This is a genomic window from Brevundimonas vesicularis (genome assembly GCF_044807075.1).
Lineage (GTDB): Bacteria > Pseudomonadota > Alphaproteobacteria > Caulobacterales > Caulobacteraceae > Brevundimonas > Brevundimonas vesicularis_G.
The window spans coordinates 457,801-479,033 of record NZ_CP085234.1; the positions used below are offsets into that span (position 1 = coordinate 457,801).

At 66.0% G+C, this 21,233-nt stretch carries 23 protein-coding genes; 14 read left to right on the forward strand and 9 right to left on the reverse strand.

What is annotated here, in order from left to right:
* The first annotated feature begins 106 nt into the window (after window positions 1-106).
* From LG306_RS02200 to LG306_RS02230, 7 genes are all read left to right on the forward strand, one after another.
* On the forward strand, window positions 107-1,102 hold the full coding sequence (locus LG306_RS02200; RefSeq protein WP_404417791.1) for an alpha/beta hydrolase: 996 nt from the start codon (window positions 107-109) through the stop codon (window positions 1,100-1,102).
* Window positions 1,103-1,313: 211 nt separating this feature from the next.
* Window positions 1,314-1,598 carry a hypothetical protein gene (locus LG306_RS02205; RefSeq protein WP_404417794.1) on the forward strand — a complete coding sequence of 95 codons (285 nt, stop codon included), beginning with the start codon at window positions 1,314-1,316 and terminating at the stop codon, window positions 1,596-1,598.
* A 277-nt stretch (window positions 1,599-1,875) separates the two neighbouring features.
* On the forward strand, window positions 1,876-3,204 hold the full coding sequence (locus LG306_RS02210) for a tetratricopeptide repeat protein (protein WP_404417797.1): 1,329 nt from the start codon (window positions 1,876-1,878) through the stop codon (window positions 3,202-3,204).
* A 23-nt stretch (window positions 3,205-3,227) separates the two neighbouring features.
* Entirely contained in the window at window positions 3,228-3,710 is a 483-nt protein-coding gene (locus tag LG306_RS02215; RefSeq protein WP_404417800.1) for a hypothetical protein, read from the forward strand.
* 38 nt (window positions 3,711-3,748) lie between these two features.
* On the forward strand, window positions 3,749-5,377 hold the full coding sequence (locus LG306_RS02220; RefSeq protein WP_404417803.1) for a thiamine pyrophosphate-binding protein: 1,629 nt from the start codon (window positions 3,749-3,751) through the stop codon (window positions 5,375-5,377).
* Window positions 5,280-6,500, forward strand: a complete 1,221-nt coding sequence (locus tag LG306_RS02225) for an OpgC family protein (RefSeq protein ID WP_404417806.1) — start codon at window positions 5,280-5,282, stop codon at window positions 6,498-6,500. Before LG306_RS02220 ends, LG306_RS02225 begins: the two co-directional genes overlap by 98 nt.
* Before the next feature lie 4 nt (window positions 6,501-6,504).
* The gene (locus LG306_RS02230; RefSeq protein WP_404417809.1) at window positions 6,505-7,722 is read left to right on the forward strand and encodes a CaiB/BaiF CoA transferase family protein; all 1,218 of its coding nucleotides are present in this window, start codon (window positions 6,505-6,507) and stop codon (window positions 7,720-7,722) included.
* Between the two features lie 166 nt (window positions 7,723-7,888).
* On the opposite strand, the gene LG306_RS02235 is transcribed toward LG306_RS02230, so the two are convergent.
* Entirely contained in the window at window positions 7,889-8,638 is a 750-nt protein-coding gene (locus LG306_RS02235) for an alpha/beta hydrolase (RefSeq protein ID WP_404417812.1), read from the reverse strand.
* Window positions 8,639-9,023: 385 nt separating this feature from the next.
* On the opposite strand from LG306_RS02235, the gene LG306_RS02240 reads away from it, so the two are divergent.
* Entirely contained in the window at window positions 9,024-9,323 is a 300-nt protein-coding gene (locus LG306_RS02240; RefSeq protein ID WP_404417815.1) for a GFA family protein, read from the forward strand.
* Between the two features lie 62 nt (window positions 9,324-9,385).
* Here LG306_RS02240 and LG306_RS02245 read toward each other — a convergent pair whose 3' ends face one another.
* The 3 genes from LG306_RS02245 to LG306_RS02255 form a co-directional block, all read right to left on the reverse strand.
* Window positions 9,386-9,808 (reverse strand): thermonuclease family protein, encoded by a 423-nt coding sequence (locus LG306_RS02245; RefSeq protein ID WP_404417818.1) that lies wholly within the window; start codon window positions 9,806-9,808, stop codon window positions 9,386-9,388.
* A gap of 55 nt (window positions 9,809-9,863) precedes the next feature.
* On the reverse strand, window positions 9,864-10,571 hold the full coding sequence (locus LG306_RS02250) for a hypothetical protein (RefSeq protein ID WP_404417821.1): 708 nt from the start codon (window positions 10,569-10,571) through the stop codon (window positions 9,864-9,866).
* A gap of 173 nt (window positions 10,572-10,744) precedes the next feature.
* Window positions 10,745-10,933, reverse strand: a complete 189-nt coding sequence (locus LG306_RS02255; protein WP_404417824.1) for a hypothetical protein — start codon at window positions 10,931-10,933, stop codon at window positions 10,745-10,747.
* A gap of 106 nt (window positions 10,934-11,039) precedes the next feature.
* Here LG306_RS02255 and LG306_RS02260 point away from each other — a divergent pair, with 106 nt between their 5' ends.
* Together LG306_RS02260 and LG306_RS02265 are read left to right on the forward strand one after the other, a co-directional pair.
* Window positions 11,040-11,366, forward strand: coding sequence for a hypothetical protein (locus LG306_RS02260; RefSeq protein ID WP_404417827.1), 327 nt, complete (start codon window positions 11,040-11,042; stop codon window positions 11,364-11,366).
* Between the two features lie 67 nt (window positions 11,367-11,433).
* Window positions 11,434-12,072 (forward strand): hypothetical protein, encoded by a 639-nt coding sequence (locus LG306_RS02265; protein ID WP_404417830.1) that lies wholly within the window; start codon window positions 11,434-11,436, stop codon window positions 12,070-12,072.
* Here the strand turns inward: LG306_RS02265 and LG306_RS02270 are convergent.
* From LG306_RS02270 to LG306_RS02280, 3 genes are all read right to left on the reverse strand, one after another.
* Window positions 12,056-12,994, reverse strand: coding sequence for a hypothetical protein (locus tag LG306_RS02270; protein ID WP_404417833.1), 939 nt, complete (start codon window positions 12,992-12,994; stop codon window positions 12,056-12,058). The genes LG306_RS02265 and LG306_RS02270 overlap by 17 nt on opposite strands.
* Window positions 12,995-13,121: 127 nt before the next feature.
* Window positions 13,122-13,532 carry a hypothetical protein gene (locus LG306_RS02275; RefSeq protein WP_404417836.1) on the reverse strand — a complete coding sequence of 137 codons (411 nt, stop codon included), beginning with the start codon at window positions 13,530-13,532 and terminating at the stop codon, window positions 13,122-13,124.
* Window positions 13,533-13,777: 245 nt separating this feature from the next.
* Window positions 13,778-14,134, reverse strand: coding sequence for a hypothetical protein (locus LG306_RS02280; RefSeq protein WP_404417839.1), 357 nt, complete (start codon window positions 14,132-14,134; stop codon window positions 13,778-13,780).
* Window positions 14,135-14,348: 214 nt separating this feature from the next.
* On the opposite strand from LG306_RS02280, the gene LG306_RS02285 reads away from it, so the two are divergent.
* Window positions 14,349-16,280, forward strand: coding sequence for a competence protein CoiA family protein (locus LG306_RS02285; protein ID WP_404417842.1), 1,932 nt, complete (start codon window positions 14,349-14,351; stop codon window positions 16,278-16,280).
* A 9-nt stretch (window positions 16,281-16,289) separates the two neighbouring features.
* Here the strand turns inward: LG306_RS02285 and LG306_RS02290 are convergent, their stop codons facing one another.
* Window positions 16,290-16,562 carry a hypothetical protein gene (locus LG306_RS02290; RefSeq protein WP_404417845.1) on the reverse strand — a complete coding sequence of 91 codons (273 nt, stop codon included), beginning with the start codon at window positions 16,560-16,562 and terminating at the stop codon, window positions 16,290-16,292.
* Window positions 16,563-16,672: 110 nt separating this feature from the next.
* On the opposite strand from LG306_RS02290, the gene LG306_RS02295 reads away from it, so the two are divergent.
* Genes LG306_RS02295 through LG306_RS02305 form a run of 3 tightly spaced genes read left to right on the forward strand, consistent with a single transcriptional unit; the run spans window position 16,673 to window position 19,302 of the window.
* Entirely contained in the window at window positions 16,673-17,689 is a 1,017-nt protein-coding gene (locus LG306_RS02295; protein ID WP_404417848.1) for a S1/P1 nuclease, read from the forward strand.
* Between the two features lie 29 nt (window positions 17,690-17,718).
* A complete protein-coding gene (locus tag LG306_RS02300; RefSeq protein ID WP_404417851.1) occupies window positions 17,719-18,735 on the forward strand; it encodes a hypothetical protein in 1,017 nt (338 codons plus the stop codon).
* A gap of 9 nt (window positions 18,736-18,744) precedes the next feature.
* Window positions 18,745-19,302 (forward strand): DUF1353 domain-containing protein, encoded by a 558-nt coding sequence (locus LG306_RS02305; RefSeq protein WP_404417854.1) that lies wholly within the window; start codon window positions 18,745-18,747, stop codon window positions 19,300-19,302.
* Window positions 19,303-19,829: 527 nt separating this feature from the next.
* Here the strand turns inward: LG306_RS02305 and LG306_RS02310 are convergent.
* Window positions 19,830-21,019 (reverse strand): IS3 family transposase gene (locus tag LG306_RS02310; protein ID WP_165906610.1). Its coding sequence is split into 2 segments (ribosomal slippage): window positions 19,830-20,767 and window positions 20,767-21,019, totalling 1,191 coding nucleotides; the frame shifts between segments, so codons are not numbered across the junction.
* Window positions 21,020-21,233 lie beyond the last annotated feature (214 nt).

Here is a 21,233-nt window from a genome sequence, read left to right on the forward strand (position 1 = left end):
CCTTGATCCCGGGCCGCACGAACTCGTCTCGACGCGATTTGCAGAGGAGAGACGGTGCGATGGTCGGACGACAGGCGCGTTCCCCCGTTTATTCCGGGCGTCCAGAATGAAGGTCGAAGAGAGATTCGATCCCGAGCTGCGAGGGGTGGCCGCCTGGCTCCCGAAGCTGCGGCTGGGTCCGAGGATGGTCGGCCTCGTCCAGCGTCTCCGCACCGTCTTCTCCTTCCGCAAAGACCGGGTGCACGACGGCGTGGAGCGAAGGTGGGCGCGCGCACCGCGTGCGGACGGCGGCGCGGTGAGCCTGCTGGTCTACCGTCCTGTCGAAGAAGTCGGACCTCGACCCGCCATCCTGTGGCTTCACGGCGGCGGCTTTGTTCTGGGTCGGCCGGAGGACGATGACGCCCATAGCCTGAGCCTCTGCAAGGCGTTGGGCGTGGTCGTGGTCGCGCCCGTCTATCGCCTCGCGCCGACCCACCCCTATCCCGCCGCGCTGGACGACGCCCTCGCCGCGCTGGAGTGGGTTCACGGCTCGGCGCTCGAACTGGGACTGGATCCGGAGCGCATCGCCGTCGGCGGACGCAGTGCGGGAGCTGGTCTGACGGCCGGACTGGCGTTGGCCGCGCGGGATCTGGGAGGGCCGTCGATCGCCTTCCAACTGCTCCTCTATCCCATGCTCGACGATCGAACCGCGGAACGCGAGGCCGGCGACGGGCGAGCCTACCCGCTCTGGAGTCCGGCGAACAATCGCTTCGGCTGGGCGGCCTATCTGCGGACCGAAGATCCGTCGCGAGCCGTTTCGCCCTACGCCGCGCCGGCGCGATCGACGAGCCTCGCGGGCCTTCCCCGCACGTGGCTGGGCGTGGGCGACCAGGACCTGTTCCATGAGGAAGACCTCGCCTACGCCTCCCGGCTGAAGGCCGAAGGCGTCGCCTGTGGGCTGCACGTCGCGCAGGGCGCCTTCCACGCCTTCGACCTGGTCGCGCCGCGTGCGACGGTCAGCCGGAGGTTCGCCGAGGCCTACAGGGTCGATATGGCCGATGCGCTCGGCGTCCGCCTCGACCGCGCCCCTTCTCCCGACGAGCTGAAGCGCGCCGCAGTCTGACGACGGCCGCATGCGTCGGCCCCGCCGCCGATGTCCCGGCATTGCCTGCGTCCCTACAGCCTGTAGGTTGGAGGAGACGGGTTCCGGATCGATAGGGACCGACCGGGAGCCGGGGGACGTTTCTGACGTCGGCGGCGGCCGGCTCCGAAACCCCGGGCTTCCTCGCAGAAGTTCCAGGCCCGTCCCCTATTCGCCGTCCCGGAAGACCATCGTGGCCGAAGACGTGACCGACGAGGAAACGGAGATCTACGAGGACCTCGCCCGGAGGGCCGGCATCGTCGCGCGACGGCTGCTGGCGGAACGCGGTCTGGCCTATCTCGACGATCTCGACGCGGAGGAGGCCAGAGACCTGTTGCGCCTCGCCTGGCGCGAGGCGGCGGAGACCCGCTTCGACGGCCTCGACCTCAACAAGTTGCACGCCGAGATCGACGCCATGGTGGCCAGTCTGGACATGACGGACCTCGCTCCCGGCGCGACCAAACCTTCGTTTCATTAGGTCCGACGGCGCAACCGAGCGAGGCTCGCCCGCCTGACGGCGGCAAGGGCCGCGTCGATCACACAGCTGCGGATCACGACCGAGGCCCTGTGGCGTCAGGCGCCTGATCCGTTCGAAAAGGCGCCCCCGTGCCCGGCCCGGAAAGACGCCCGCCCGCGCCCGACCACAAGAAAATGCAGACTTCGCTGTAACGGGAAGCGCGCCGCTCACGAAAACGCATTGTCGGTCGCGTCCTCGCACCTCGGGGAGAAGGCCGCTTTCGTTACGGAGCGACGGGATGAACTGCGATTGCTACGGCCTCTTCACCACGACCGACAGTCGGGTGGCGCAGACCGCGTTCGAGAACACGGTGTTCGGCCTCGCGGCGCACCGGCCGAGCACGGGCGCCGCTCTGCAGGCCACGCTGGCGGCCGACCCGGATCATGTCGCGGCTCATGCGGTCAAAGGGTTCGCCAACCTCATTCTGGGTCGATCGGAACTTCACCCCGTCGCCCAGGCCGCGCTCGTGGACGCGCGAACGGCGCTGGTGATCAAGCATGGCGGCTCGGCCGACGAGCGTATCCTTGTCGACGCCCTGGCCGCGGCGTGCGCCGGCGAGTTCCTCCGCGCGGCCGATAGTCTCGACCACGGCTCTGAAGCCCGCCCGGCGACGCTCCTGACGTTCAAGCTTTCGCAGTCGCTGCGATTCATGGCCGGCGATCAGGCGGGCATGCTCACCAGCAGCCGGCGCGCTGTCGCTCACCTCGACGTGACGGCGCCGGGAGCCGGATTCGTCCTCGGCTGCCATGCGTTTTCGCTCGAAGAGCAGGGTCTCTACGCCGACGCCTTGAGGTTCGGTCAGCAGGCTGTGGCGATCCAGCCTGAAGACGCCTGGGGGCTGCATGCGGTCTCGCACGTGTTCGAGATGCGGGGCGATACGGCGAACGGGATCGACTGGCTCGAGAACGGCCGCGACGCCTGGTCTCGCTGCAACAACTTCTCGTTCCACATGGCCTGGCATCTCGGCCTGCTTCACCTCGAGCGCGGCGACCACGATCGGGTCCTGCAGATCTACGACGACGAGGTCCGCCCGCAGCCGACGGACGATTTCCGTGACATGGCGAATGCGGTGTCGCTGCTCTGGCGGCTCGAGCATTCCGGCGTCCATGTCGGCGACCGCTGGACGGAACTGGCGCAGGTCGCTCACGCGCGTCGGAAGGATACGACCCTGATCTTCGCCGCGCTCCACAATCTCGCGGCCATGGTCGCCGTCGGCGATCTCGGCGGCGTCAGCACGCTCGTTGCGGAGCTCGACAGGAAGGCGCTCGGCCAGGGCGATCAAGCGCGGGTCGCCGCGAAGATCGGCGCGCCGATGGCGCGGGTACTCGCCGGGTTCGACGCACCGGCCGACCGTCAGGTCATCGACCGGATGATCTCCAATCTGCCGACGATCGGCGGCAGCAACGCCCAGCGCGATGTCTTCGTGCTCGCGCTCGCCAGGGCCGCAGGCAGCAGCGCGGGTGGCGCCGCCGTCTCCCGGATCGGTCAGGTCCGCCAGCGGCTCAAGGCGGAGGACCGGTTGTTCCAGCTGATCGAACGCCCCGAAAACCGGCGCCTTTCCGCCTAAGCCCCCATTTCAAGGAGTTTTCCATGACCACGATGGAAATGAACAAGACGAGCCTCTTCCCGCAGATCCAGCCGAAGCTGATCCGCACCGCGCTGCTAGCCGGCCTGGCCGCCGACATCGTCTGGGAGATTTGGGCGCGCCTGATCACGCCGCTCTGGGTGGGCGGTCCGCTCCAGCCGGCGGCGTTGGTGCAATCGGTGTTCGGCTTCAACAACACGCTGGTCGCCGAGGCCATCCATGCCGTCGTCGGGGTGGTCTTCTATCCGCTCGGCTACCTCTTCATCGCGCGGCCGCTTCAGCGCCTGATCGTCCCCGGCCTGCCCGTCGCCCTGACCGGCGCCGGCTTCGGGGTGGGTCTCTGGATCTTCGCCCTCTATGTGATGGCGCATCTGTTCGCGGGCCTGCCGCCCTTCCTGGGCTTCGTCACCCTGACCTGGGCCTCGCTGGTCGGCCACCTCCTGTTCGGCCTGATCGTCGCCTACGTCGTTCGCTTCCTCGAGCGATAACGGCCGTCAACGCGCACCGACCTTCGAGACGTTTCCACATGCCGGCTAGAAGCACGCCCCCAAGGGTCGCCGACATCGTCGCGGCCAGTCTCCACGCGCATGGTGTGCGCCACGCCTTCGGCATGCCCGGCGGGGAGGTCGTCACGCTTATCGACGGCCTCGGCAAGGCCGGCATCGCCTTCCATCTCGCCCGTCACGAGACGGCGGCGGCGATCATGGCCGCTGGCGCGAGCGCCATGACCGGCCATCCCGAGCTCCTCGTCACCACGGTGGGCCCGGGCCTGACCAATGCGGTCAACGGCATCGCCGACGCCGCCCAGGAGCGGGCGCCCCTGATCGTCGTGTCGGGCGTCGTCGATCGAGCGACCCGGGCGCGCTACACCCATCAGGTCATCGACCACGCCGCGCTCTTGCGGCCCCTGGTCAAGGCGTCGTTCGAAGTCGAGCCCGAGAGCGCGTCCTCGACTGTCGCGCGCGCCATCGCGATCGCGATGACGGAGCCCCGGGGTCCGGTTCATCTGGACCTGTCGCCCGCGACCGCGGCGGCGACCGTACCGGCGCAGGCGGCGGTCCAGCCGCCGGTCGTCCTGACCCCGTCGGTGACCGAGACAGATCCGGCGGTCCGCAGGATCGCCGAGCGGATCGGCCAAGCCAAGCGACCGCTGATCATCGCCGGCTTCGAGGCGGCGAGGGATGGCGCCGGCGACGCGCTCCTTCAGCTGGCGGAGGCGATCAACGCTCCGGTCGTGACGACCTACAAGGCCAAGGGCGTCATTCCGGAGGATCACCCGCTCTCCCTCGGCGCCGCCGGCCTTTCGCCACTGGCGGACCGCATCCTGTTCGATCTGGCGAGCCAAGCCGACCTGCTCCTCCTGATCGGCTACGACCCGATCGAAATGCGCCTCGGCTGGCTCGATTTCGTCGACGATCCGTGGAAGCTGATCGAAGTCGGCCGTTCACCTCCCGACCACGGCATGCACCATGCCGCCATTCAGGTGACGGCCTCGACCAAGGCGTTCCTGGACGGGCTGAACAACGCCGTCCGCAGGCGCGGCGCGTGGACGAACGATGAGCCGACCCGCGCCAAGGTCGATCTCTTTCGCCTCTTCTCGCCGCAGGCGCTCTGGGGCCCGCACACGATCGTCCATCTCCTGAACAGCGCGGCCGGTCCGGATGCGATCGTGACGGTCGACAGCGGCGCCCATCGCATCCTCCTGTCGCAGAAGTGGAAGGCCAGAAATCCGCTCACCCTCCTTCAGTCGGCGGGATTCTGCACCATGAATGCGGCTCTCCCGCTCGCCATCGGCGCCCAGACGGCGGATCGATCCCGGCGGGTCTTCGCGGTGATGGGCGACGGCGGCCTCGAGATGGGGATCGGCGAGCTCGCCACGGTCCGCGACCTCGCCCTGCCGTTGACGATCGTCGTCTTCCAGGATCGCAGCCTCGCGCTGATCGAAATCAAACAGGCCGCCGCCGGTCTTGCGACCGCCGGGGTGACGCTCGGCGAAACCGACTTCGCCGCCGTCGCCAGAGGGTTCGGCGGTCACGGCGTCAACGTGGAGAATTCCAATGACCTACGCTCTGCGCTTGAGGCTGCCGCCCTTCGCGACGCGTTCACCCTCATCGCCTGCCGGTTCGATGTCGCCGGCTATGACGGCGCCTTCTGACCCGGAAGCGGCGCCGCAAACGCGCGCCTCAAGACCAGCACGCGACCCTCGCCTCGATTTCTTCCGGGGCGTCGGCATGCTCATCATCCTGGTCGCGCACATCCCCAACGACCGATGGGCCCTGTGGATTCCGGCACGCTTCGGCTTCTCCGACGCGACGGAGATGTTCGTGTTCCTGTCGGGCATGGCGTCAGCGATCGCCTTCGGCGCGACCTTCGATCGCCACGGCGCGACGGCGCTGATCGCCCGCGTCGTCCAGCGCATCTGGCAGATCTACTGGGCCCATGTGATCGTCTTCATCGCCGTCGTCGCCCTTGTGACGGTCGCGGGAACCACCCCCGATGGCGTTTCCTATCTCGGCCGGCTCAACCTGATCCCGTTCGTCGAGGATCCGGCGAGGCTGCTCGTCGGCCTGCTGACGCTGACCTATGTGCCGAACTATTTCGACATCCTGCCGATGTACATCGTCATCCTGGCGCTGCTCCCGGTGATGGTGTTCGCAGAGCGCGTCCACCGCGCCTTGCCGTTCGCGCTCATGGCTGTCCTGTGGGCCGCCGCTCAATTCGGATATGCGAGCTTGCCGGCCGAGCCCTGGTCCGACAGGGCCTGGTTCCTCAACCCGTTCGGATGGCAGCTGCTCTTCTTCACGGGCTTCTTCATCATGCGCGGGACCGTCCCCACGCCGGGCAGGAGCCGGCGCGTCCTCGCTCTCGCCATACTGTGCGTCGTCGCGACCGTGCCGTTCGCCTGGTATGTCCTCCTGAACGCCCAGCCGCTCCTGCGCTCCGCCGCCGCCGCCCTGGCGCCGCTCACCGACAAGACGGATTTCGGCGCCCTGCGGCTCGTTCACTTCCTCGCCCTCGCCTACATCGCCGTCTACGTCGTCGGCGAGAGAGGCGAGCGTCTCAAGGGCCTCGCCGTGCGTGTGATCAGCGTCGTCGGCCAGCAGTCTCTCGCCGTGTTCGTGACCAGCATGGTCCTGGCGCAGGCGATCGGAATCGCCCTCGACGCCACCGGCCGGAGCGTCCTTCTGGAGGCCCTCGGCAACCTTGCGGGTTTCGCGGTCGTCATCGGCACGGCCTATCTCGTGCGCGGATTCAAAGCCATGCCTTGGAAGGCCTGAGCCGATGACGGACAGCCTCCCACCCGCCAGCCTGTCGGGGCTGCGAATCCTCGATCTGTCCCGCATCCTGGCCGGCCCCACCGCGACGCAGTTGCTGGCGGACCTCGGGGCGGACGTCATCAAGGTCGAACGGCCCGGCGTCGGGGACGATACGCGAAGCTGGGGACCGCCGTTCGTTCCGCGCGCCGATGGCGCCGACAGCGACCTCAGCGCCTATTTTCTTTCCGCCAATCGCAACAAGCGATCGATCGCCATCGACCTGACGACGGCGGAGGGCGGGGCCCTCGTCAAGCGCCTCGTCGCCGTCTCGGATGTCGTCGTCGAGAACTACAAGCCCGGAGACCTCGACCGACGCGGTCTGGGGTATGATGACGTGCGCAAGATCAAGCCGGACATCGTCTGGTGTGCGATCTCGGGCTTCGGACAGACCGGGCCCTATGCCGACCGCACCGGATACGATTTCCTCGTCCAGGCGATGGGCGGCCTCATGAGCATCACCGGCGACAGCGATGCGGCCGGAGGCCGACCGGTCAAGGTCGGTGTCGGCGTCGCCGACGTCATGTGCGGCATGTACGCGACGGTCGGCATTCTCGCCGCGCTTCGGCACCGCGACCGCACGGGCGAGGGCCAGTATATCGATCTGGCGCTCTACGACAGCCAGGTCGCCTGGCTGATCAATGCGGCCACGAACCATCTCGTATCGGGCAGGACGCCCGGGCGGATCGGCAACCGGCATCCGAACATCGCGCCCTACCAGACCTTCGGGACGGCTGATGGCGAGATTGCAATCGCCGTCGGCAACGACGTACAGTTCGGTCGCTTCTGCGCCGCGATCGGTCTTGCTGAACTCGCCGATGATGAGCGGTTCCGCCGCAACCGGGATCGGGTCGCCAATATCGACGCACTCGACGACGTCCTGACCGCGGCCTTGAGGGCGGACACGGCCGAGACTTGGGAGCGCCGCCTCGTCGCCGCCGAAATCCCGGCCGGGCGAGTGGCGACCATCGATCAGGTCGTAAATCACCCCCATACGCTCGCGCGCGACATGGTGGTGGAGATGTCGGGCTCCGACGGCCGTCCCCTGCGACTGCTCGGCAATCCCCTCAAGATGTCGGCGACGCCCGTGCGGTTCGATCGGCCTCCGCCGCATCTCGGCGAGCACAGTGAGGAGATACAAGTCGAGCTCTCCCGCCTAGAGACTGGCGACGGAAGTGAGCGATGACGGCTCACGCGGGTTGGTCGGGAGCCGCCGGCGTCATGGCAGGGGCGTCATCTGACAACGCGGCTTGACCTGGGCGGGCGTCGCAAGGCGTGCGCGCCTATCGACGCGCCTGTGGGCGGTTGACTTCCAGCGCCCGCGCGCGTCGAAAAGTGGGCCTGGCGGCGGGTCAGTTCTTCAGAGCTTCCCAGACCAGCGGAGCCAACCGCTGCATGTCGGGGTGGTGACCCGCGCCCTCCAGCGGAACGACCATGGCGTGACCGTTCGAGGCCGCCCTCAATTCCGCTGCAGCCGCGAAGGGCACCGTGGTGTCCGCGGTTCCATGGAACAGGATGACGGGAACCGTGATCCGCGCGATCGCCTGACGGTTATCGAAGCGATCAGGCATCACGCCGCGAACCCACCCCGGCGCGAAGTCGGCGATGGCGCCGAACGTCCCCAGAGTGGCGACGGCGGACACGGGCCACCGGGAGGCTCCCCCCAGAGCGACCGCGCCACCGAGCGAATGACCGAAAACATAGAGTTTCCCACCCGTCGGCAGGCGCTCGTACGCCTCGGCCACGAACGCATCGGCGTCCGCCGAGAGCCCGGCCTCGGTCGCCCTGCCCGGATTGCCGGAATAGCCCCGGTAACTGGTCATCAGCAGCCCATGTCCATTCCGGGCCAGGGCCTGGGCGTAGGCGCCGTCGCGATGGAGGTTTCCGCCGTTACCGTGGAAGTAGACGACAACGTCGCGCTCTTCGCCTTGGGGCGCCCAGTAGAGCCCCCTCAGCGTCAGCCCGTCCGCCGTCGTCACGGTCATCGGCTCGGGTTGGCGCTCCCAGGACGGCGTCGCGGCCAGAGGCGAGGGAAAGTAGATTCGGTCGCGGATCAACTGCGAACAGCCGCCCAGGAGAAGGAGCGAGAAAATCGCTGTCACGATTATCGGCAGGTTCTTACTTCGCATCCGATCCCCCAAACGCGACCCGAGAGATATTGATATCTCTCTTGACTGCGCCCGAACAGCGATCGGTCGATCAGCCCTTGCCCGGCCATCGAAGCGCCGGCTTGCGAATATTTTAGTTTGCGGCGTCGGACATCCGCAATACGCCAAGGGTAGACATTCCTAAATCTCCAACTTTCGGACGTTCCGGCCTTAAGATTGCAAGTCAGGCCGCCAAGCCAACCGATGCGGATCGGATGAACGGAGCCGGCGTTGCAGTGTCATGCTGAAAGGATCGATACCACTTGCTGGAGGATGTGCCTGCGGCGCAATCCGCTTCGAAGCTCGGTCCGAGCCTCTGCGGATCGGACTCTGCCACTGCATGACTTGCCGAAAGGCTCACGCGGCTGCGTTCAACCCATTCATCGTATTTCAAGCCGCGGTTGTCGAGGTGATCGGCAAACCGCGCAGCTGGCTGAGCTCGCCGGGCTATGACAGACAGTTCTGCGGCGATTGCGGATCACGTGTCATCGCGATCAACGGGGATGAGGTGGAAATCTCCCTTGGCAGCTTGGATGAGCCGGGGATGCTCGAGCCGCAGTACGAATCTTGGGTGGTTCGTCGCGAGCCGTGGCTTTGCGCCCTCGATAGACCGCAGCACTCTCGCGAACGGCATGCGTAACGTCACCGTTGCGCCACAAGCAGCCCTTGGCTCCAGTCCGCAAACTAGAGATGGCGCGGCGATCACAGCGCTTTATCGGCCTTGGACCAGCCGCGCGCAGAGCGCTCCCAATGGTGATAAAGCGCAAGGGCGAAAGCTTTGCGAAGATCTTGCGCGGCCTCCGTGACCACGTCGATCTCGTAGTCAAGGATTTGGGATTGATCCCAGATCACCAAGCCGTCGTCATCGCTTTCGCCAATCCACTTCCCGCCCTGCTCCAGGTTCTGCTGGTATCGATCGAGCCGGTTGGCGGCGGTGCGTCCGCAGGCGACGTCGCGACCTTCCAGCCGACACGACTGCCGGCTCTCAGGCGCATCGACACCCCAGAGCCGAATGCGCTGTTCCTGGATCTCCAGCGTATCCCCGTCGATGACCGTGGCGCGTCCCTCAATCGTCGGCTGCCGGTCCACGCCGCAGCCCGCAACGCAAACCGCCGCCGCGATCATACCGCCGACCCGAAGTATGTAGCCCCTGGCTAGCTCGGGGTCAGGTTCACCCAAGTCAGACTTCCACTTCGTCGTAGAAGTCCTCGGCATCGACGTCGAACTCCTCGAAGAAGGACTGGCGACGCTCCGCGGAGCTTAGGACGTTCTTCTTTTGCAGAATGACCTGGGCATTGTGATACCGGGCCAGCCATTCGAACTTTCGGGCTGTCCGCCGGTCGGTTTTCGTCTCTTCCCGCCCCTTGCGGATCAGTTCCGCGTGCCGTCCCAAAAACTCCAGATAATGCGCCGGACTGTCGAACTCGCCGATCTGCGCCAGATAGTCGATATAGCGGATGCCGTCGTCACCAGTGGCCAGCAGACCAGCCACCGCCTTCTTTTCGTCAGCATAGCTGTTGCCTGACATCCAGAGCCGTTTGTCGGCGCGATGTGCTTCAAGCAGTGCGTCATCCACGACTATCCGCGGATAGACGGCCTCGTCGGTTTCGATCTCATAGGCTCTGGCCAACGCCGGACCGAACACCGGACCCTGCCCCTTCAAGCCGATGTAGGCTTGTCCGACGGTCATGCCCCCTCGAACAAGAACACCCCGGTTCACCATTTCGATCTGGGCATGCACCAGATCGAAAAGCTCCCAGACCAGGGCCCCGTCGCGATACTGGGTGTTGTAGGGGCGAACCCGCACGATGGCGTCAGACATGGCGAACGCGAACGGCCGGCTTGTCAGGCGAGCGTCCTTGACCTTCACAGGCTTGTCGTCGTCCACCGACTGCCTGAATAGTTGCATCTGGTTCAGAACGTCCATGACCTCCGTCGCCTCGCGGCTCTTGAGGAGGCGCCGGAAGCCGAGGACATCGGTGAAGCTGACGATGCAGTCTTCGTAGGCCACGCTCGGCGGCGCGCCAGACGAAGACTTCCCCGCCTTGCTCGGAGCTTTGGTCATGGCCGGTGCAGGCGATCATGCCGTGCTTCGCCCTCCCACAGGCGAACATGCGCCAATGCCTTCTCCTCGGTCTCGAACGGAAGCACCCGCTGGATGCCGACCTTTGTCTCCCAGTGCTGGGCGCCGTCCTCGCCGGTCACGCACCAGACGGTCGCGTCCCGATTTTCGTAGATGACTTCGCGCATGGATATCAGGGCCTAACTCGAATGACTTGCGGTTGCAGCATAGCTTCGCCACATCCATATACGTGTTGCGCCAGCCCTGTCTCGGCGTTCGTTCGGGAGGCTGAAAATGGCGATCGTGAATTATTGGCTGAGCTTCAAGGTCTCGACGGATCGCTCAACCTCGAAAGGCGCCGACACGGTCCGTCGCCAATCCATCTACGACGCCGTCACAGCCTTCGATCCCGGCTATTGGGAGGAAACGACCTCCTTCATCCTCTTCGAAGCCCAGGACGATATCGATGCTGTCGGCAGAACTGTCGTCGCCGGGCTTGACGCCAGTCTCGACACCCTTGTCATTCGAAAGGTGTCCACCGCCGCCGCTCGTTACTGGGGTAAGGTGACGATGCCGACGTCTTTGCGCGGCTATGTGGCCAATATCACCCGGCTGTCCTGAGACGGTGGGTCGCGCTTGGGGCTGGCCTTGAACGTGATCGAGGCCGCTGGGGTCGCAAAGCTTGAAGATGGATACTGAGATCTCTGATTGGCTTCCCGGTATAGATATCGCCGTCAGCGGTGATCGCGGCGTCTTCCTCAGCCAGATGGCCGACATCGGTCGGGCGTCCGGGCGTTTCGATGTCGAACACCATCGCGACGCCGTGAGCACGGTCGGCTTCGACGCCGTGAACTTTCGGCTTCGGCGGGACGGTCCGCATTGGGCGTTGGGTTTTCAACTTCTGGCGCCTCCGGACACGGCGGGAGGGGTGGCCGTCGAAATGCGCGCGCAGCGCTGGAACCCCGATCCGCCGACTAACGCGGTCTATTGCGAAGCAGCCCGAGGTTTGGTGTCGCCACTGCTGACGGTGCTGAACCGGAGTCAGTCCACCCGATACCGTCTTCGGATCGAACGGTTCGGCTCCGATCGGTTCAAGATGTCCCCGCGAAATAAGGCCCTCCTGGACCGGTTCGCCCTCCTCGCGAACACGTCCTCACTGCATCCGCTCGATTGGAAACGATTCTATGAACTGGTCCGTGAAAGCCGCCAGGAGCTGCCGGAAGCCGAGCTTCGGCCCCTTCTGGCCGCGCGAGGATTCTCCACGGCCAAGGCCGCCGAGCTGGCCGAGCTCTACGGCCATCTCTGGGCGTTCAAGCGCCTTCACTAGCCGGGGCACCTTCGTCGGGCATCGCCGGTTCATGGCCTGACGCCTCGGACAAAAGCTGAAGGTAGTCCGGCGACAGCGGAACGCCGTCGGCTTCCAGCAGGAAGCGGCTGATGTGATGGACGTGGTTTGTCAGATCGTCGTTGGACATCACCCCGTTGAAATAGGTGCCGTAGGTGGCGAGTAGGACGTCCACGACGTCGTTGCGCGCCTTCTCGGGTTTGCGAGCGCCGATACCGCGCTGGATGAAGGACAGCATGTAGACGCCGTGACAGAAGGCGTTTCGCAGAATGAAGTGATGTGGCCAGTTTTCGTCGCGCGGATAGTCGAGTGGACCCGGTGCATTCTGGAAGACGGAATGAGCCACCGCGCTAACGGCGGTGTCGAACTTGTCGTGCATGGCGGGCGTGAGCCTCCCGCCGCGACGCACGTGAGCGAGATCGGATGCCGTGAAGAAGGCCTCGAACTCGGCGAGATCGGCCGAGAAGTTGGAGGAGCCGGCGAGGACCACTGACATCTGCGCCTGCGCCCATCCGGCGCGTTCGCGAAGTTGACCAAGGAGGGTTTCGTCGCCGTCGAGCGCGTGGTCCAGGAGCTCAAAGAACTCCTCGAACGCCTCGGTCTGATCGGTGTCGATCATCGCGTCCGGGAAGATTTCGTGGTCCGGGTTCAGGCGCGATACGTCACCGGTGCTTTTCAGGATCACGACCTGATCGGCGAACGGCTTCAGGACCGAGAAGCCGTCGCGCAGGGCCTGAAGGTTATCCGGCTTGAACCGCTCCATCACGACGTAGTCGGGGAGAACTGCCCGGTTCGCCTTGGACGCGGATAGGAAGGCCCGCAGTTCGTCGCTGGTCAAAGCATTGGTGTCGATCACCACGCGAAGCGGGCCCACGTTTTCGCTGACCGCTTCGAACATCATCACCTCCACACCTGTCCGCCTCGCATGATCATGCTCTGTCGATCAGGTGGCCCGGCATGAGCGCAGAGCGCAAGAAAAAGCCGCGCGCCCCCAAAGGGCGCGCGGCGAGTTTTCGGACGGGGGTGCGACGCTATTCGGCGGCGACTGAGTAGGCGTCGTCGTCATGCGACACCTCAGGGTCTTGATCCTCCGGCTCGGCCGCATCCGACACCGTCCGCAAGGGAACAGGAAGCCACCCCTCCCCTTCCACCAGCCGTTCGGCTGCCTCGGCCATGTCCGCCTTCTTGAACCCGGCGATGCGCCCCGCCTCCTCCGGATTGACGGCCTCGATCACCGCGTCCAGCACCCGCGCCTTCGACACGCGCGAGAAGGAACATCCGACTTGGGGGCAGGCCGCTCGCGAAGCGCTCGGCGATCCGGACAGGTTCGACGCCTTCGTGGCGGCGACGCTGGCGGCGGTGACGACGAACGAGGAGCTGTCGCCGACCTCCCGTCCGGGGTAATTCGACAGTCCCGATCCCGCAGTCCCCACCTGGGCCATGACGGCGGCTGAACAACGCGAACAGCAAAGCCTGCGCCTCGTTAATCTTCGACGAAGCCGGCACGACATGGACCAGGGCGGTCTGCGCGTACATCTGCGCTCGACGGCCGGTCGACGCCCGTCGTCCGTACAGGTGATCGGCGTGCCGCCTTCGACGCCGAAGGCCGGAACTCCGGCCTTCGGGCAAATGTTCGACGGAGCCGTCCAACGCGATCAGGCCCCGCGCGCTCTCGAGACGATAGAAGCTAGACCCGCGCGCTTGTCGTGGCGGCGCCGGCCGCGATCACATCGCGGGACCGGTAGGCCTCGCGCCAGGCGTCAGCCAAGACCTCCGCCAACATCGGCGCATCGACCCGGTCGAGCCTGATCAGCGTGACGCCGCGTTCGCCCCGCCGTCCGCCGTCCGAAGCGAAGGCATTGCTGCTGGCCAGAACAGCAGCCTGGGCGGAGGCGGACAACTGAACGACCGCCCATCCGCGTTCCGGCCATCCCAAGGTGGCGAACGTGCGGTCCGCCACCCGGAAACGGATGGTGTCCAGGATCGGATGCATCTCCACGGCTCCCAGTCGAAGGGCGAGCGCCTGAAACTCCTCCGCCGTCATACGCCCCTCCCCAAGGCCCGAACGGCTGTTGGGGACTGAGTCGGCAAGGATAAAAAGGTCAGCACAGGTTCTGGCACCGGGCCGATCGGGTGGCCTGAAACCTCGCGCCCGGCGTTCTGACACCCCTTGGACGGTCCGAGACAAGGCCCCCACCGGGTAAAGTGGCCGAATATCTCCGCACGACAGTTCCGGTCGTAGGATTGTCGACGCCCGCTTGCCGTACAGCGCGAACCGGCGTTGCCTTTCCGGCATGGAGGCGTCCCTCGACCATCGCCCGTTCCTTGGTTTCCGAAAGGAGCTCGCGTTCGGCCTGCGCGACGGCGTTCAGGTCTCCATCACCGATGTGGAGCGGGGCGCAGCCTGCGGCTGCGTCTGTCCGGCCTGCGGCGCGCCGCTGATCGCACACAAGGGCGACATCCTGGTCCATCACTTCGCCCACGCGGGCGCAGGAGAAGGTTGCGGCGTCGGCGCGGAGACCAACGCCCATTTGTGGGCCAAGCAGGAATTGGCATCGGCGCTTTGGATACGGCTTCCTCCGGTGGAGGCTGCGGCTGAAGGCCTGCACCGCAGGATCCATCAAGGCTGCGACTTTCAGTTCGCCAGCGCCGAGCTCGAGAAGCATGCCGGGGAAATCGTCCCTGATGTGCAACTGACGGCGGCCGACGGGCGTCGTCTGATCGTTGAAGTCTACGTCACCCACGCCTGCGATCCGGAGAAGATCGCACGGATCCAGGCCGGCGGAGTGTCGGCGATCGAAGTCGACCTCTCGCCGTGGCGTCTCAGCCAGGACGCGGACGCGATCGCCAGAGCCCTTTTGACCGAGGCGCCGCGCCGATGGCTGTTCAATCCGGCCATCACCCGCGCCGAAGGCGAACTCATCGAGGAAGCTGCGGAGTTGAAGCGCGCCCAGGCGGCGCGTCGCCTGAACCGGGCCAGGGACGAGGTCGCGCGTTTGCGACGGACGCCCATTCGCAAGCCTGCTGAACTGGAGCGCCTGCGCACGGCGTTGGTCGCGCTGGGGCATGGGGCCCTTCTGGTCGGCGTCCAGCCCGGCGACGGGTTCACCGTTCCGGCCCGGCTATGGAAGGCGGCCGCCCTGGGGCGTCTGATCCGCGAGGCTCCGACCTATGGCGCGGGCGGTCAGGTCACGCCTGAACGATTGCTCGGACTCGTTCACGACTGTCTGTTCAAGGACGATCTCCCCCGCAAACAACGTCCGACCGTAGCGGATTTGAAGGCGGCCGTTCCCGGCTATCAGACGCCGTACGAGGCCCTGGAAGCCTTCGTCGAGGTTCTGCACCGGGCGGACATCCTCTACTACAGGAAGGGCGATCTCTGGCTCGAATCCCGCGTGGTCGAGCAGGCTCGCGCCGAGGCGGCGGCGCGCAAGCTTGAAGCGGAGAAAGCCGAAGCCCGCGCTCGCCGTGCGACGCAAGTCGCCGACCAGCTCGATCGGCTGTTCGCTATGGCCCGGACTCAGCAGGAAAGCGAGGCCTTCTCATTGGCCGCCTGGATGAAGTCCCTCCCCTCGACCTCGGGACCGAGCCTGACCGCCCTGGTTGAGACGGGTGACGACGACTGGACACGCGTCATGCAGCAGTTGGGCGCGATCGAACGCATGCTCGACGGCGGGGCGGTGACAGACGATCTCCTCGGACTTCCCTTCGAGGAGGCCTTGGACGACGCTCGCGCCCAAGCCGACGCCATCGCTGCGGCGGAGACGGCCGCAGCCGAAGACGCGATACGGCGCGCGAGACTTGAACGGCGCGGGATCATGGAGATGGAGGCGGCGACAGGTCTCGGCGTCGATGGTCCCGCCTGGCTCGCCGAACCCTGGTTCGAGAGTGGGTTCTCGCGGCTTGAGTGGGCGCAGTGCTCGGCGGACGGTCTGAGCGAGCTCCGCGCCGCGCTGCGGTCCCGGCTCGCCGTCCTGGCTGAGCAACGTCGGCGCGCCTTGGAGATCGAGGGGTTACGCGAGGATCTGAGGCGGGCGACAGAAGCCGTCTATGAGGCGGATCATGCCGCCTTGTTCCTGAACAGCAGCCGGCGGGAACTCGACATGAAGTCGCCCTTGGCCTTCTGCGTCGACAAGTATTCGCTTGAGCGCTGCCTCCGTCTGCTGCCGGGCTCTCGTGCGCGGCGGTAAGGGTCCGAGCTAGGCGGTCTTAGGCCGCGGGGTGAGGTCACGATAGGGTTCGCCGCGCCCACAGGCTTCAGCGCGCGTGACCACCGCAGTCTCGAAAGCGGAGAAGACCAGGATCTTGATGTTTCGATAGCGCATGCCGTCCGCGAGGGAGGCGGAGCTCGCCCGGACTTGGGAGAGGTGAGCGCACCAGTGATCAGCCTCGACCGTGATCACTCCAGGCTGCTGGTCCGGCTCGTTGTTCGCCATGCCATCCAGCGCCAGGTCGAGTTCGTCACGGGTCATCCACCGATCCTAGACAGAGTCGCGGCACGGCCCATCGTCGCGGTCAGCACAATCCGATTGACGCAACCTCGACGAGAGAACAAGGTTCGCTCGACTTTGGGGAGGTTGCGATGACTTGGTTGATTTCAGCAGCGATCCTGGCTCTGACGATCATGGTCGGCATGACCCTGGCGCCGACCGAGGCGAAGGCCTGGGGCGAGAAAGGTCATCTCACCGTCTGCGACCTTGCCTATCGCAATCTCACGCCGGCGACCCGCGCCGCCCTGACCGACCTGCTGCAGTCTCGCTCGGGCGGAATCCACGTCCCGGGACGAGGCCAGATCGCGGACCGCCACTACACCTCCTTCAACATTGGATGCCTGGAAGAAGACGCCATGCCGCGCCGTCACCTCCAGGACCATTTCATCAACGTCGGCCGGAACGTCCTGACGATCGACAGCGCGGCCTGCCCGCGCGACGGCAACTGCATTCTCTCCGGCATTGACCGCGATCTCGGCATCCTCAGGGACTCCTCCCGCTCACGCGAGGACCGGGTGTTCGCCCTGATGGCGCTCGGACATTGGCTCGGCGACATCCACCAGCCGCTGCACGTCTCCTTCGCCGACGACCGGGGCGGCAACCGCATCGGCGTGCCGAGCTTCCGCTGCGGGGGATCCAGGTACCGGTCCGATAACCTCCACTCCATCTGGGACGCCTGCATTCTGGAGGCCGGCCTGTTCGACCGGGTCCGCAGGCGCGCCGACTTCCGATCCACCTGGGGTGAAAGGACCATCACCTATCGGGCGGTCGATACACTGATGGCCAATACGAGCCTGGCCGAGGAAGAGACGATTGTCCGGGGCGACCCGCGCGCCTGGGCCGACGAATCCTTCCAGATCGCCTTGGCCCCGGCGACCCTCTATTGCGTCCGGATCGGCGCGAACTGCCAGTATTCCGACACCGCGCCGACGCTGGTCGGCAACGCTCCGAAACGCCGCCAGGTGATCGACGCCGCCTATCTGGCCGCCCATGATCGGGTGGCTGAGAACCGGGTCCGCTACGCGGGCTTTCGGCTGGCGCACCTGATGAACCAGGCGCTTGATCCGGGCTATACGGGCCCCACCGCGAACGGCGACCAACCGGCCTAGAGGCGAACGCCCTGACCCAAGTTCGATCGATGCCGAAATCCACGCTGAGGCGCGACCGTCCGCTCCCGACCGCCGCCATCCTGGGCGCCACCTTCGGCGCCTTCTTTCTGGTCACGACAGCCGCAGGCCTCGTTCATGGCTTCATGGACACGCGATCCAACGCGGCCTGGGCGGCCGCCTTGTCCGGTGAGGTCGGTGCCATGCGAACGGAACGCGAGGTGCGGCTCGTCATCTACGAGGGCGAGCATTTCGTCGCCTACGATCCGGACACTGACACGATCTCGTCTTCGCGAGAGGCTCCGCGAGGTTTCGAGCCCTTCTCCGGCGCCATCTCGATCGAGCTTCCGACCACCCTCACAATCGCGCTGGCCGGCGGCGCGGCGACCCTGGGCGCCAAGTCGTTTCTGGTCCCGGGTGAGGCGCTTCAACGCTACCGGTATCGCGCCGATCGGGTGGCGGAGCTGAGGCGCCTGGGCCGAGCGACCAGCGCGATCGTGGTCGGCGTCGTGGGCGTCGTCACCGGCTACTATGTCGGAGACTGGATCGGTCATCGTCTGGGCGTCTCTGTCTTTCCGCCCTCCCGCGACGACCTGGCCCGAGCGCTGAGACGCCCCGAAGTCTGGAAGATCCTCGCCGTGGATGTCTACGAACAGGCCGCGTCTCAACTGCGGGCCCGACGGGTCGCGATCGTTCAACAGGTTCTCACGACCCGTCATCGCCCTGTGCCGGATGCGCTCATCAGTCGGGCGTACGCGTGCGAATTCTACGCCGCCCCGCCCTCTCGGAATCATATTGCCTTGGCCGCATCTTCTGCCCGGAAGGTTCACAGCGAGTTGTGCCCCGACGCCTTGGGGGTTCACTTGGACGGGTCGATCAGGAGCGCCAACTTGGCGGCAATCCTCGATGCGGTCGAGCGAGAGGCGGAGGTTGCGGACCTCGTCGAGGCCTTGTTCTCCACCGGCGCGCCGCCTCTGGTCGATCGACCGGGCAGCTCCGCCAGACGTCCAACGAGCGACTCGGCGCTCTTGATTGAAGCTGGGGGCTGAGACCGAACCATGCCGCCGTCCAAGCCGCGCCGACGCTTTCCGCACAAGCTTTATCTGGTGCTGCTCGACAACCGGGACGGCCCGGCGATCCGAGACGGCCGGTCGCTCTGGGCGCTGCAGCGGCCGATGTCCTACTACAGCGGCCCCAAACGCGACGAGGAGATCATCGTGCCGGCGGGGTTCGTCACTGACCTGACCTCGATCCCGCGGCTGGTCTGGTCCTTCTATCCGCCCGACGGTCCCTGGGTGAAGGCCGCCATCGTTCACGACTTCCTCTACGACACCCAGGGCGATGGCCGTTGGAACGATACGGTCGGGGTGACGCGGGCAACGGCCTATAGCCGCAAGGAAGCTGACGACATCCTGCTGGAAGGCATGATCGAGCGGAACGTCGGTCGCTGGGAGCGGCTGGTGATTTGGCTGGCGGTCAATTTCGGCGGCCAGCGCGGCTGGGACCGAGCTGGCGAGATTCGCGCCGAACGCCAGAAACTCGGCAAGCCTATCGCGAAGAAGGGCGAGCGCGCCGTCTCTGCCCCCACCTCCGCCGCTTCCGATCGACAGTCATGAACACGTCACCGGACCGCTCGCCAAGGCCGCTGCTTCGGACCGATAGACGGCGGGGCGAGTTCAGTCTTCAACCCTCTGTCAGGGTCAGCCGTCGGCTAGCAGATCCGCCCCCCATGGATCGAGATCTCACAAGATTTGGGTTGGTGCGGGCGGCCGGGGTCGAACCGGCATGGGCAATGCCCGACGGATTTTCGTACCACTTCGACTTTCGCCGCCGGTCCTGATCAGGGCCGTTCGTGGTCTGGACTATCCCTTCGTCATAGCCCGAAGGCCTTAGACGCCGCCCGTCTAGTCTCTACACCTTCCCGTCCGGAGACGGGCTTGGCTCGGGATCGCCATCTGACAGGGTTCCCCGACTTTGAGCGGTTCTACGTCCGGGATTTCCCCCGGCGCACTCAATCCTCAGCTTAAGTCCGTTGCGTCTACCAGTTTCGCCACGCCCGCCAGCCGAGCCGGCCTTGTATCCGCGTTCGTGTCGTCACGCCATGACGGCCCGCGCTCGTCGATCATGACGTGACCCCCGTTTCTCATCCAGCCATAACGAGAGTCCTAGGTTGATCTGAGCTGTGATCGGCTGGGTTGGCAAGAGGCCGGTCTGCGCAGCCATCAACCAGCGCAGCAGGCCGGCCGATGTGTCCGGTGAGCGCTTCTGCATAAGCCTGCGGCGTCAGCCACCCGAGCTTCGAGTGCGGACGCTGCTCGTTGTAATCGCGTCGCCACGCCTCCAGCACGGCGCGAGCGTGCGGCAGCGAGCGGAACAGCGTCTCGTTCAGCAGCTCGTCACGCAGCCGCCCGTTGAAGCTTTCGTTGAAGCCGTTCTGCTGGGGCTTGCCCGGCGCGATGTAGTGCCAGCCGACGCCGGTGTCGTCGGCCCAGGCCAGGACCGCGTTCGAGGTGTACTCCGTGCCGTTGTCGCTGACGATGGTGTCGGGCCGCCCTCGCTGCCGGATGACGGCGTCCAACTCCCGCACGACCCGCGCGCCCGACAGCGAGGTGTCGGCCACCAGCGCCAGGCACTCGCGCGTACAGTTATCGATCACCGTCAGGATGCGGAAGCGCCGCCCGTCCGTCAGCTGGTCTGCGACGAAGTCCAGCGACCAGCGCTGGTTGGGCGCCAGCGGCAGGTCCAGCGGTCGCCGCGTGCCCATCGCTCGCTTCCGGCCGCCGCGCCGGCGCACCGTCAGTTGCTCGTCGCGATAGATCCGCTGGACCCGTTTCCTGTTGACCGCATGGCCCTCGCGCCGCAGCAGCACGTGCAGGCGACGATAGCCGAACCGTCGACGTTCCTGGGCCAGGGCCTTCAGCCGGTCGCGCAGAGCGCCGTCGTCCGGGCGCGTCGCCTGATAGCGCACGCTCGTCCGATCGACGCCCAGAACACGGCACGCCCGCCTTTCGCTCATCTCGTAGGCGGCCTGCAGATGGCCAGCCGCCTCGCGATAGCCGGCGGGCGTCACCACTTTTTTCCCAGCAGGTCCTTCAGGGCCACGTTGTCCAGCATCGCGTCCGCCAGCATCCGCTTCAGCCGGGCGTTCTCATCCTCGAGCGCCTTGAGCCGCCGAGCCTCCGACACGTCGAGCCCGCCAAACTTGGCCTTCCATTTGTAAAAGGTCGCCGAGCTGACCCCGTGGCGTCGGCACACCTCCGCCGTCGCTACACCGGCCTCCTGCTCCCGCAGGATCCCGATGATCTGCTCTTCCGTGAACCTCGATCGCTTCATTCTGTCCGTCCTTCGTTGGGCGGACTCTAGCTATTCCTGGAGGAGTTTCAGGGGGTCACGTCAACCATAATGCCGACCTTGTCACATGAATGCCGCCTCAAGTTGAACAGAGTGTCACTGGCAGTTTTGGTCCTTGTCACTCTTGATAGAGATACAAGTTCGTATTCAAACCGTCGAAGGCTGCCTGCCGGCAGCTTTTCCCTACGCATCTTCT